The 12,413-nt window shown below is 53.1% G+C and carries 12 protein-coding genes and 1 other RNA gene; 4 read left to right on the top strand and 9 right to left on the bottom strand.

Features of this window, described 5'->3' with window-relative positions; all coding sequences use genetic code 11:
• Nucleotides 1-17: 17 nt before the first annotated feature.
• The 9 genes from mraY to rsmI form a co-directional block, all read right to left on the bottom strand.
• Nucleotides 18-1,100, bottom strand: a complete 1,083-nt coding sequence (gene mraY, locus C5610_RS01720; protein WP_105305599.1) for a phospho-N-acetylmuramoyl-pentapeptide-transferase — start codon at nt 1,098-1,100, stop codon at nt 18-20.
• Nucleotides 1,094-2,506, bottom strand: coding sequence for a UDP-N-acetylmuramoyl-tripeptide--D-alanyl-D-alanine ligase (gene murF / locus C5610_RS01715; RefSeq protein WP_105305598.1), 1,413 nt, complete (start codon nt 2,504-2,506; stop codon nt 1,094-1,096). Before murF ends, mraY begins: the two co-directional genes overlap by 7 nt.
• Entirely contained in the window at nt 2,503-3,975 is a 1,473-nt protein-coding gene (gene murE / locus C5610_RS01710; protein WP_105305597.1) for a UDP-N-acetylmuramoyl-L-alanyl-D-glutamate--2,6-diaminopimelate ligase, read from the bottom strand. The genes murF and murE overlap by 4 nt, the downstream gene beginning before the upstream one ends.
• Nucleotides 3,972-5,732: a peptidoglycan D,D-transpeptidase FtsI family protein gene (locus tag C5610_RS01705; protein ID WP_105305596.1), complete on the bottom strand. Its 1,761-nt coding sequence runs from the start codon at nt 5,730-5,732 to the stop codon at nt 3,972-3,974. The genes murE and C5610_RS01705 overlap by 4 nt, the downstream gene beginning before the upstream one ends.
• Nucleotides 5,723-6,040 (bottom strand): cell division protein FtsL, encoded by a 318-nt coding sequence (ftsL, locus tag C5610_RS01700; protein ID WP_105305595.1) that lies wholly within the window; start codon nt 6,038-6,040, stop codon nt 5,723-5,725. The genes C5610_RS01705 and ftsL overlap by 10 nt, the downstream gene beginning before the upstream one ends.
• Nucleotides 6,033-6,977: a 16S rRNA (cytosine(1402)-N(4))-methyltransferase RsmH gene (rsmH, locus tag C5610_RS01695; protein ID WP_105305594.1), complete on the bottom strand. Its 945-nt coding sequence runs from the start codon at nt 6,975-6,977 to the stop codon at nt 6,033-6,035. Before rsmH ends, ftsL begins: the two co-directional genes overlap by 8 nt.
• Nucleotides 6,977-7,435, bottom strand: a complete 459-nt coding sequence (mraZ, locus tag C5610_RS01690) for a division/cell wall cluster transcriptional repressor MraZ (protein WP_105305593.1) — start codon at nt 7,433-7,435, stop codon at nt 6,977-6,979. Before mraZ ends, rsmH begins: the two co-directional genes overlap by 1 nt.
• A gap of 245 nt (nt 7,436-7,680) precedes the next feature.
• Nucleotides 7,681-8,034: RNase P RNA component class A (gene rnpB, locus C5610_RS01685), an RNA gene on the bottom strand.
• A 40-nt stretch (nt 8,035-8,074) separates the two neighbouring features.
• Nucleotides 8,075-8,953 carry a 16S rRNA (cytidine(1402)-2'-O)-methyltransferase gene (gene rsmI, locus C5610_RS01680; protein ID WP_105305592.1) on the bottom strand — a complete coding sequence of 293 codons (879 nt, stop codon included), beginning with the start codon at nt 8,951-8,953 and terminating at the stop codon, nt 8,075-8,077.
• Between the two features lie 78 nt (nt 8,954-9,031).
• Between rsmI and C5610_RS01675 the strand changes: the two genes are divergently transcribed.
• The 4 genes from C5610_RS01675 to dolP are packed head-to-tail and all read left to right on the top strand — an operon-like array spanning nt 9,032 to nt 12,392.
• Complete coding sequence (locus tag C5610_RS01675; protein WP_158682636.1) at nt 9,032-10,885, top strand: penicillin-binding protein activator; 1,854 nt, start codon at nt 9,032-9,034, stop codon at nt 10,883-10,885.
• 3 nt (nt 10,886-10,888) lie between these two features.
• Nucleotides 10,889-11,239 (top strand): YraN family protein, encoded by a 351-nt coding sequence (locus C5610_RS01670; protein ID WP_105305590.1) that lies wholly within the window; start codon nt 10,889-10,891, stop codon nt 11,237-11,239.
• Between the two features lie 2 nt (nt 11,240-11,241).
• Nucleotides 11,242-11,790: an SIS domain-containing protein gene (locus C5610_RS01665; RefSeq protein ID WP_105305589.1), complete on the top strand. Its 549-nt coding sequence runs from the start codon at nt 11,242-11,244 to the stop codon at nt 11,788-11,790.
• A gap of 2 nt (nt 11,791-11,792) precedes the next feature.
• Nucleotides 11,793-12,392, top strand: coding sequence for a division/outer membrane stress-associated lipid-binding lipoprotein (dolP, locus tag C5610_RS01660; protein ID WP_105305588.1), 600 nt, complete (start codon nt 11,793-11,795; stop codon nt 12,390-12,392).
• Nucleotides 12,393-12,413: the final 21 nt, after the last annotated feature.

The following is a 12,413-nucleotide window of genomic DNA, read 5'->3' as shown; positions in this document are numbered from 1 at the left end:
TGCTGGCACGTCCAAGCTTAACGCAGCTTGAGCGTTGCCAGCCCTATCAGCACAAAAATTAATGATAAAATCCAGAAGCGCACGATCACCCGTGGTTCCGGCCAGCCTTTTAATTCGTAATGATGATGAATGGGTGCCATCCGGAAAATGCGTTTACCACGCAGTTTGTAGGAGCCAACCTGCAACATCACCGAGACGGTTTCCATCACAAACACGCCACCCATAATGAACAGCACCAGTTCCTGGCGCACCAGGATGGCGATGGTGCCGAGCGTGGCACCGAGTGACAACGAACCGACATCGCCCATGAACACCATTGCCGGGTAGGTGTTAAACCACAGAAAGCCAAGCCCGGCGCCAACAATGGCCGCACAAACCACCAGCAGTTCACCGGACAAGGGTAAGTGCGGAATTTGTAAATACTCGGCAAAATTAATGTTACCGGACGCGTAGGCGAACACGCCGAGTGCGCCAGCCACCATTACCGTCGGCATGATCGCCAACCCATCCAGCCCGTCGGTCAGGTTTACCGCATTACTGGTACCAACAATGACAAAGTAACCCAGTAGCAGATACATCAGCCCGAGCTGTGGCATAACCTCTTTGAAAAACGGCACCAACAGTGCGGTTTCACTTGGCAGGCTGCTGGACCAGTACAGGTAAACCACCGCCACGCTAGCAATGATGGATTGCCAGAAATACTTCCACTTGGCGATAAGGCCTTTTGGATCTTTGCGCACCACTTTACGGTAATCATCAATAAATCCGACCACGCCAAAACCAATAACGACAAACAAAACCACCCATACATAGCGGTTATCTAAATCCGCCCACAACAGACTTGAGCCAACAATGGCAACGAGGATCAGCACCCCGCCCATGGTCGGGGTGCCGGTTTTACTGAGGTGACTTTGTGGGCCATCATCACGCACCGTCTGGCCAATTTGCAGACGCTGTAACCGGGCGATCATCCACGGACCTAACCACAGTGATAAAATCAGTGCACTCAGCACACTTAATATTGCGCGTAGGGTCAGATAGGAGAACACATTAAACGCGCTCTCAAACTGGGTTAGGTATTCCGCAAGCCAAACTAACATGCGTGCTGGTCCTCTTGTGTTTGCTTCTGCATCTGCTCTTTTAACGCTTGTACAACGCGCTCCATATGTGCAGAGCGAGAGCCTTTAACCAACACTGTGACCGGCTGCTCCAGGCTTTGTTGTGTAATGATCTGTAAAATGGCGGCGACAATATCATCCACCGAAGAAAAATGTCGGCCACCGCGGCCGTTGAACACTTCGCTGGCACTTTGACTGAGCACACCGAGCGTAAATAAATTATCGATACCACAGTCGAGCGCGTGGCTGCCGACTTCTTCATGATAGGCACGAGCGTCTGCCCCCAGCTCGCCCATATCACCCAGCACCATAATTCGGTAACCCCGGTAATCACCCAGCAGCTCCAATGCCGCCTTGGTTGAGGCGACACTGGCGTTATAACTGTCATCGATAAGACGAATACGATCGCTCAGCTTATAAGTGGTCAAGCGCCCGGCGACGGGCTGCACCGATTCGAGCCCGCTGATGATATCAACAATGCCTACGCCCAGTTCGTGCGCAGCAGTGCTCGCTGCCAGCGCATTGAGCACGTTGTGTTTACCGGATAGTTGCAACGACACTCGTGCTTGGTTATCGAACAAATGTAAGGTAAAACTTGGCCGTCCTTCAGCATCGAGTTGTACGTCACTGGCATAAACATCGGCGGCATCATCCCAGCCAAAGGTTTGCCAGCGTTTGCCCTCGCGGTTGCGCTCCCAGCAGGGCAAGAACTCCGAGTGGCGAGTCGTTATCGCCAGGCCATCATCCGGTAAGCCCCGAAAAATCTCAGTTTTCGCGCGAGCTACGCCCTGTATCGAACCAAATCCTTCAACATGAGCGGCGCTAACATTGTTCAAAATGGCAACGTCGGGCCGCGTTAGCGCCGTGGTATAGGCAATTTCCCCTGGGTGATTCGCACCTAATTCGATCACGGCGTATTCGTGTTCGGGTTGAATACGCAGCAGCGTCAGCGGCACGCCGATGTCATTGTTAAAGTTACCTTGGGTCGCTAACACCTTATGCCGTTGCGATAAAATCGCGGCCAGCATTTCTTTAACCGTCGTTTTGCCGTTGCTGCCGGTTATGGCGACGGTTTTCGGTGCAACCTCGGCTTTTACTGCTGCACCAAGCTGACCCAGTGCGTAGCGGCTGTCTTCAACAATAAGTTGCGGTATGTTGCTGTCGACTTGCTGCTGACACACCACCGCCTTCGCACCCTGGGCAGCGGCTTGGTCAATGAACTCATGCGCATCAAAGTTTTTACCTTTTAACGCGATGAATAACGCATCGGCCATGGATTCGCGCGTGTCAGTGCTTACTTTACTGATCATTATTCCGGCAGCGTCATCCGTCCCTACCACTTTGGCGCCAAGTTTCTCGGCTATCCATTGCAAGCTGACCGTAATCATAGATTGTCTCCTCGTAGCCAGTCGGCAACAATCGCCCGTTCGTTATAATCAATGTGCTCGGTGCCAATCACCTGGTAATCCTCATGGCCTTTTCCGGCTAGCAATACCACATCATCAGCCTCAGCCCGGGCGATAGTATCCAGCACCGCTTCGCGGCGCCCCTGAATCACCCGAGTACGCTTTTTGCTGCCAGTACCCGCTAAGATATCGGCAATGATTTGTTCTGCCGGCTCGGTGCGGGGGTTATCGTCTGTCACCACCACCTCGTCGGCGTATTCAGCCGCCACCTGACCCATTTGCGGGCGTTTACCACGATCGCGATCGCCGCCACAACCAAACACACACCAGAGCTTGCCTTTACAGTGCTTGCGTAAGGCTTGCAATACCTGCTGCAGTGCGTCCGGAGTGTGCGCATAGTCGACGACGATGAGCGCCGAACGCTCGTTCTGAAACGCTTCCATTCTGCCCGGAACCGGTTGCAACTGCTGGCATGCTGCCGCCGCATCGGCTAACGCCACGCCTTCAGCAACCATTACCGCCAGTGCAGTCAGGAGGTTATAAACATTAAACTGGCCGAGCAGTGGCGACTGCACTTCGACCTGCTGTGTTCGACCCTGCGGTTGATACCAAACCGCATCGAAATGGGTGCCGTCGCCGTTGTAGCGAATATTCTCGGCGCGTAAACCCTGACCATTCGGTTGTTCAAACAGACCGGTTGTGATGCTGTCAGGGAAGTCCTCTAACCAGCTTTCTAAGGCGTGGTCGTCGGCATTAATTATCCGGTGCCCGGCGTCAAAGTCACTGAACAGGCGATACTTTGCCCGCACGTAATTATCCATCGTGCCGTGGTAATCAAGATGGTCACGGCTAATGTTGGTCACCGCTACCGAACTGAAACTCAACGCTTCAACTCGTCGCTGCACCAGCGCGTGGGACGACACCTCCATAGCAATCCACTGCGCACCTTCTGCCACCATCGTCGCCAAACGTTGTTGAACGGTAACAGCATCCGGTGTGGTGTGTTTTTCCGGCAGCAAGCGACCAATAAGGCCACTGCCGGTGGTACCGATGACCGCAGCCTCATGCCCCATCGCTTTAGCCAGTTGCGCGATAAGCTGAGTCACCGACGTTTTGCCATTGGTGCCGGTCACACCTATCACCTTGGCATGGCGGGACGGATGGCCGAAAAAGGTGCCCGCAATTAATGACAACTGTTCTTTTACGGCGGGCATTTTTACCACCGGAACACCCTCCAGCACTTCAACCGTCAGGCTTTCCGCTTCTGCCAATACCGCACTGGCGCCACTGTCCAACGCCTGGCGAATAAACTGCCGGCCATCGGTTAAGTAGCCAGGCACAGCAACAAACAAATCGCCATTGGCGACCTGTCTGCTGTCCAGTTTTAGCCCGCTGATCTCAACATCGGGCAAAGGTTGGTGCACCATGTGTAACAGGTGTTGCAGCTTCATGGCACAGGCCCTCCCACACTGGCAGCCTTCATTGGTTCGTTGTGCAGGTTATCAGGCGCAATATTCAGTAACCGCATGGTCTGACCCACAATGGAAGAAAATACCGGGGCGGCAGCGGTACCGCCATAATAATCATCGGTGCCGGGTTCATTAATGGTCACCACAACCACCACTTCGGGGTCGGACGCCGGTGCCATTCCCGCAAATAACGCCACATACTCGTCGCCATAGCCGCCAGTCGCCGTCGCTTTTCGTGTGGTTCCGGTTTTGCCGGCGATACGATAACCCGGCACTTGCGCTTCTTTTGCCGTTCCCTCGCTGACCACCCGTTCCATCATACGGATAACGGCTCGGGTATTATCCGGGCTGAACACCTGCTCGGCCGGTAACGGCGACTCCTGCCGGAAAATCGTTAATGGCCGCAACATGCCCCCGCTGGCAATGGCGGTATAGGCGCGCGCCAGTTGCAACGTGGTGACCGAAAGTCCATAACCGTAGGACAAGGTCGCCAGTTCAAAATCTGACCAGCGCCGGCGGTTACCAAACATGCCCATACTTTCACCCAGTAACGACACGCCGGTATCATTACCAAAGCCGACATCAAAATAGGTTTGCAACAACGGGTCGACGCCCAGTTCCAGGGCGATTTTGGTAACCCCGACGTTTGATGAATGCTCGAGAATGCCGCCCAGGTTCAGCTCGCCGTAATTGCGCGGATCGCTGACCCGGCGTCCGCCGATGCGCAGCCAGCCAGGGCTGGTATCGATGGTGTCACCGGCTTTGTGCAAGCGGTTTTCCAACGCGCTCAACACCACCAATGGCTTAACCGTTGAGCCAGGTTCGTAGCTGTCGGTAATCGCCCGGTTGCGCATTTTGTAACTTTGCAGGTCCGCACGATTGTTAGGATTAAAGGACGGGCTATTGACCATCGCCAAAATTTCGCCGGTATCAACGTCGATGACCACCGCACTACCCGAGGTTGCCTGATTGTAGCGCACGGCTTTTTTCAACTCGGTGTAGGCAGTCGCCTGAATCCGTTGATCAATGCTTAGGGTTAATTGTTTCGGTTGCTCAGCGTCGGTTTGACTCACCTCTTCAATAACCCGCCCTTGCGCGTCCTTGCGATAAACTCGCTTACCGGGAGTACCGGTTAGATGTTCATCATAAAGCAGTTCAAGCCCTTCTTGACCCTGCCCGTCAATGTTGGTCAGCCCCAACAAATGGGCGCTGATTTCGCCGGTTGGATAATAACGGCGTGATTCGGTTTTTAAGTAGACACCCGGGATATTTAACTGGCGCACATAATCGGCCTCGCTGGGCGTCACTTTACGTTGTAGGTAGACAAAGCGTCGCTCGGGGTCAGACACCTTACTAACCAATTCTTCACGATTCATCCGAAACGTTTCGGCTAATGCCTGCCAGCGTCTCGTATCACTGAGTGCATTGGCTTCCGCAATACGCTGCGGGTCGGCCCAAACGGTTTCAACCGGTACGCTGACAGCCAACTCGCGACCGTTACGGTCAACGATCATGCCGCGTTGCACACTCAAACTGGCTGAGCGCAACGAACGCATATCGCCCTGCGATGAATAACGCTCCGGACTGATGACCTGAATGTAAGCGGCGCGCGCCACCAGCACACTGAACACCGAGAACAAAATACTGACCGCCACATAAAAACGCCACTGTGTGCCGACAGCCGGTTTGTTTTTACGGTTGCGCTTGGCCGCTGTTTTTGGCTGTGGTCTTATTGCCATGGCACGACCACCTCATGCTCGCGGGTAATATCGACCATACCCAGCTGTTCCTGCGCGATCCGTTCGACACGACTGTGCTCGGTAAGTGAGTTTTGCTCGATCACCAGGTGTCGCCATTCGCGATCCAATAGGTCGCGGTTAGAGAGCAATTGATCTCTGGCCGCGGTAAGTTGCCGGTTTTGATGGGCGATATAAATGACACTCAATGCGGTCATCATCACTAACAACATCAACGCGATCACCCATTTATAGCGGCGCAGATCCTGCAGCAGCATGACCGGTAATGTCGGATAACGTGGTTTAGCCATGAGCCAACCTCCGCGCTACCCGTAACACCGAGCTGCGCGCCCGTGGGTTATGTTGCAGTTCCTGTGCTGACGGCTTGATGGCTTTTCCTTCCAGCGCCAGCGTGCGATCTTTATTCAGTTCCGCTTCGGTCAGTGGCAACCCGGCCGGCACTTGTTTACCCTGGCTGTGAGCACGCATAAAGCGTTTGACGATGCGGTCTTCCAGACTATGGAAGCTAATCACCACCAGCCGTCCACCTTCTTTCAGGGCGTCCAAAGAAGCATCCAACGCGGCTTCAATTTGTTCCAGTTCACGGTTAATGTGAATACGGATCGCCTGGAACGACCGCGTCGCCGGATGTTTATGACGTTCCTTACTAGGCGCAACGCGGCCAATCAAGTCAGCCAGTTGCTTCGTGCGAGTAAAGGGTTCCAACTCACGATCATGGACTATAGCGCGAGCAATTTTTCGGGCGAAACGCTCTTCGCCATAGACTTTCAGTACATAAACGATGTCATCAAAGCTGGCATGGTTTAGCCATTCTGCCGCGGTTTCGCCTTGTGAACTGTCCATTCTCATGTCGAGTGGACCGTCGCGCATAAAGCTGAAACCACGCTCGGCGTCATCCAATTGTGGGGAGGAGACGCCAAGGTCGAACAGAATGCCGGTGACCTGGTGGGTCAGTTGTTGTTGTTCAATCACCTCGCCCAAGCGTGAAAAGGGGGTGTGGATAATGCTAAAACGAGGGTCATCAATGTGGCTGGCTGCTTCGATCGCCTGAGGGTCTTGGTCGAGCGCGATAACGCGCCCTTGGTCACCGAGTTGCTGTAGCAACGCACGCGTGTGACCGCCACGTCCAAAGGTGGCGTCAATATAGGTGCCTTGCGGATCAATCACTAACGCAGTAATGGATTCTTCTAAAAGCACCGAAACGTGTTGCGGTGTCGTTGTTGTCATTATAAAGAGAAATCTTCCAAGCGTTCGTTTAAGGTGAAATCGCCTTCACGCTCAACATCCATATCTTGCGCAATTTGGTCATGCCAGGCGGCTTCGTCCCAAATTTCAAACTTATTTAACTGCCCCACCAACATCAGCTTTTTATCAAGCCCGGCATGCTGCCGCAGTGGTGCAGAAATGAGCAAACGGCCATTTTTATCCATATCACAGTCGTCGGCGTGGCCAAGCAGTAAACGCTGTAAACGGCGTTCTGCTGGATTCATGCTGGATAATTGGGTCAACTTACGTTCGATGATTTGCCATTCCGGTAGCGGATACAACAATAGGCAAGGCTGCTTGATATCTATCGTGCAGACCATCTTGCCGTCACAGTCTATCGACAGCGCATGACGATACTTAGCGGGTATCGCTAAGCGCCCTTTACTGTCCAGACTGATTGTTGTTGCCCCTCGGAACATGATCCCCACCTGATCATTTTTGATCCACGATTATCCACAAATCCCCACAATGTTACAGTCTAGGTAGTTAAACTTCCCACTGTCAAGCTAAAAACCTTGCGGAAACTGGGCTTTTCGTGAAATTTTCAGGATTTTTACGTCAAGTCGTTGAAGCCAAAAGGCATTTTGGCTAATGGCGTATTGAGGCGTATTGAGGCGTATTTGGGACGTATTTCTGAAACTGAGAGAACGGTTACATAAAGAAGGAGGGAAGCCCGCCGATAAGCCGGGTTCTGTCGTGGACAATCATTCATCTAGCGATCAAGTCACCCTGATCGTCATGCAGTCTACCCGGGTTCAACGCGGGCCGCGCCATAGAACCCCTATTTGACCTTGCTCCGGGTGGAGTTTACCGTGCCACGAACTGTTACCAGTCGCGCGGTGCGCTCTTACCGCACCCTTTCACCCTTACCTGTGCCGCAAGCGGCCATCGGCGGTTTGCTCTCTGTTGCACTGGTCGTCGGTTTACACCGCCCAGGCGTTACCTGGCACCCTGCCCTGTGGAGCCCGGACTTTCCTCCCCTCATGCAAGCATGAGCAGCGATTGTCTGGCAGGCTTCCCAAGCGCGCAATCATACGCCCTGTCGACACAGACCTCAATCAATTATTAAGGTTTTTCAGACCCCATTGGTAGAGTGCATTTTTTCGCTCATCGTAGAGCTTGGCGACTAATGCCGCCGCTTTCTTTAATGGCAGCTCTTCACATAGCACTCGTAATGCTCTCTGTGCCTCAGCTCCCGGTTCGTCAGAGGTCTGTTCCGACGGCTGAAAGCCAGCAACCATTAACACCATTTCACCGCGTTGCTGATTGCTGTCGTCATGCAAGCGCTGCAAAAGTTGTTCGGCGTTACCGAACAAGTAGGTTTCGAACTGCTTGGTTAATTCACGCGCCAGCACTAGCTCACGCTCTGGCCCGATAACCTCGGCCATATCCTGCAGGGTGTGCAGGATGCGATGTGGTGATTCATAGAATACCAATGTCCGCACTTCTGTTTTTAGCAGCTCCAGTTGCTTACGCCGTTGCTGTGGCTTAGCGGGCAAAAACCCTTCAAAAGTGAAGCGGTCCGTCGCGATACCGGCACCACTCAATGCCGTGGTGATCGCACAGGGGCCCGGTAACGCGACCACCGGAATTCCCTGACGTCTGCAGGCGCGCACCATGACATAACCCGGATCACTGATTAACGGTGTTCCCGCATCACTGATCAATGCAATCGACTGTCCCTGCTCAAGTTGTTCGATCAGCGTCTGCGCTTTCTGCTGCTCGTTATGCTCATGCAAAGCAATGACGCGAGCCTTAGAGCCAACCTGCTGCAGTAACGGGCGGCTATGCCGGGTATCTTCAGCGGCGACACAGTCAACCGTGCGTAGCACCGCTACGGCTCGTTCCGATAAATCCCCCAAATTACCAATCGGCGTCGGAACAATATAAAGTGTGCCTGTGTTTTTCGTTTCTTTTACAGTACCAGCGGACGACATGTGTGCCTTTGTTTGTTTCAATCAACCTTGGCATTATAGTATCATCACCAGCCAGGCTTTGGCAGAGGACAGGTTTCCGTGACGATTCAATTCAGTCGTACAGTTTATACTCGCATCATGCGAGCTGGCATTGCCATGCTGAGCACCGTTCTGCTCACACAATGCAGCTCGGTCGAGCAGCCGTCGTCGGTGCCACCCGCGACAGCTCCCGACAACGGCAACGAAGTGCTGACCGACACGATAAAAAGTCAACGCGCTGCGGCTGAATGGCTGGCGGATGCCCGCGAAGCGGACTCGACGGCACAACAACAAACTTTGCTCATTCATGCTGCGTTAGCGTTTCAAAACGACGAACAGTGGCAACAAAGCGCGGCAATTTTGAGTCAAATCAGTCCTCGGCAACTGACGCCGTCCGCCTACCCGCTGTTCCGTCTTGCTCAGGCACAGTGGTTGGCACAGCAGCAACAGTGGCAACAGGTTTCCACCACCCTTGAGCCCATCGCCCAACGATTCCAACAACGGCGCTTAAGGCTACAGGCGCTTAACTTGTTGGCGCTCAGCTACGCTCAACAAAATCAGTATTGGCAAGCCGTGGTGCGACAAATAGAAGCGGAGCAGTATCATGGTGAAGCGACAGCACAACAAAGCCGTGACGCTATTTGGCGCTATCTACGTCAGGTTCCCGCTGCGCAACTGCCACAGCAACGGCCGTCAAACAGTACCATAGCCGGTTGGTGGCGGCTGGCGAAACTGTTTCATGACAGCCAGCAACAGTCGATTGATCTGGCAGAGGGGTTTGCCCGCTGGCAATCAAGCTACCCGGATCATCTCGCCAATGGTTTAGTGACCGAATGGCAACAGCAGTCCTGGCAAACACCGCAGCAGGTTATCGCTCTACTGCCGTTATCGGGACGCTATCAGGCACAAGGCATAGCCGTTCGCGACGGTTTACTGATGGCAGCGGCAGAGCAGCAACAAGACATTACCTTTATCGACACCAACCGTACCGACATCGAACAGCAGGCCGCCCAAATTGTCGAGTCCGGCGTCACTCATGTTATCGGACCGTTATTGAAGGACAACGTTGAAGCCTGGCTGAAACGCCCGTTACCCGGCGTTTTTCATCTTATGCTGAATGAGAGCGACGGTGTATTATCAACGGTACCCACCAATACCATTATCCAGTTTGCACTGGCACCGGAGGATGAGGCTCATCAGGCCGCTGAATATCTTGCCTCGCAGTCGCAACAGGCACCGTTGATTTTTGCCGCCAATAGCGGCTCCAGCCGCCGCATGGTGGAGAACTTTCAACAACGTTTGCAGCAAGTAAGTGATCACTCAGCGACCGTCGGCTGGTATGCTGAGCAAGAGCAAATGCAACCCGTGGTCGAGGAGTTGCTCGGTATCAGCGCGAGTAAACAGCGTATCCGCGAGGTCAAAATCGCGGCCGGTAAAATCATTGTCGACGAGCAGGAGCGCAGTCGTGCTGACGTTGACTCGGTGTACTTACCCGGTAATTTGGCGCAGGTGCGGTTATTAAAGCCGTTTATTGATGTCAATCTGTCGCCTTTTGCGCCACCGCTGACCGTATACGCCAGTTCCTCGGTGCACGAACGCAGTAACCGCGGCGGTGATTCTGATTTGTCCGGCGTTCAGTTCTCGGACAGTCCATTTCTCATCGGCGCTCATCAACAAAGCTCGGCGCTCGAACAGTGGCTTGAACTGCGCTCCGACATGAGCTTTAACGAAGCGCGACTATTGGCCATGGGCCATGATAGTCTTTATTTGGTGAGTAAAGCACAGGCGCTTAATGTATTCCCTGGCGCACAGTGGAGCGGATTTAACGGACGTTTATCGATAGCATTTAACCGCGTACAAAGAGAACTCGACTGGGCTATCTTTAAGGAGCAAGCCATTCAGCCCTTAAAGTAAACTATGTCAAAAAAAGCCAAAGGAAACCGCGCAGAACAACTCGCGGCCGCGTTTTTATCGCAGCAAGGATTGCAACTCGTCGAACGTAATTTTCGTATCGAGGGGGGTGAAATCGATTTAATTGCAAAACATCAACAAGCCTATGTATTTATCGAGGTCAAATACCGGCATGATGAGAATTTTGCAGCGGCGCTAGAACAAATCACTCCGGCACAATGTCGAAGAATTCGTTTTACAGCACAACACTTTTTACTGCAACGGGGACTGGATCAGCATCGGCTGAGGTTACGCTTTGATGTGATCACTATTACCGGCCCCGACGCTTCCATTAATTGGCTTAAGGATGCTTTTTAATCATGCAGTCAGAGCGCGTTAAAACCGTATTTACCGAAAGTATTCAGACGCAAATATCGGCGGTTGAAGGGTTATCGGATGTTATCGAAGACACTGTCGGACTGTTGGTCAATAGTCTGCTCAATGGCCAGCGTTTGTTTGTTCATGGTAATGCGTCGGCATCCTGGCTCAGTCAGCATTTTGCTGAAAAAATGAATTGCGGAATGAAGCTGGAACGGCCGGCTTTTCAGGCGATTCCATTACAGTCCTATGGCCACCAACAAGTGGCTTCACTGGCGCAAAGTAATGACATTTTGATTGTGATTGCCGCAGCTGACGGTGACGACCAAACGTTAATCGAGACCATGGAAGTGGCACTGAGCCGGGAAATGATCATTGTCGCCTTAACCGGACAGAATAACGAGCTGGTGTCGGGTCTGCTTGGCGCGGATGATGTGGAAATACAGGTACCGTCGCTGAATCCGGCGCGCGTGCTTGAACAACAGTTATTGATAAGCCATTGCCTATGCGAATTGATTGAACAGACCATTTTTCCTCAGGAGCACGATTAATCATGCAACAGCTTAGCCAAACCTGTTTACGCCGTCGTTTTACCCAAGTTGCTACGGCACTCACGTTATTGGCAACCTTGAATGGTTGCGCCGTGGTTGCGACCGGGGCAGCGGCACTGGGCGTTAGCTCGGTAACCGATCCGCGGACTATCGGCAGCCAGTTGGACGACCAGACCATCGAAATGAAAGCCAACGCTAAGCTTGGCAATGACGAACAATTAGGTGAATACCGTTTACGTGTGGTCAGTTATGACCAGAATGTATTACTGATCGGGCAGGTACCGAACGAAGCCGCTCGTCAACGTGCCGAGCGCATCATTAGCGATACTAACGGTATCGATAACATTTTTAACCAGGTACGTATCAGCTCTCAGGCCGGCCTCTCTACTCAGACCAATGACGCCTGGATTACCAGTCAGGTAAAACTGAAGCTCGCCGCGAACGATAAGGTCGATGCATCGGATGTAAAAGTGGTTACCGAGAATGGTGAAGTGTTCTTGTTGGGGATTGTCGGTGGTGATTCGGCCAACATCGCGGTCGACATTGCCCGCAACGTAAAAGGTGTAACTCGTGTCATCAAAGCGTTTAAGGCGTCTCGGTGACTGCTCCCCGCCCTGCCGGGC

The sequence above is a fragment of the Idiomarina sp. OT37-5b genome, from assembly GCF_002968395.1.
Classification (GTDB): domain Bacteria; phylum Pseudomonadota; class Gammaproteobacteria; order Enterobacterales; family Alteromonadaceae; genus Idiomarina; species Idiomarina aquatica.
Note: the sequence above shows the minus strand (reverse complement) of the source record. Positions and strands in the feature narration are given on the sequence as shown.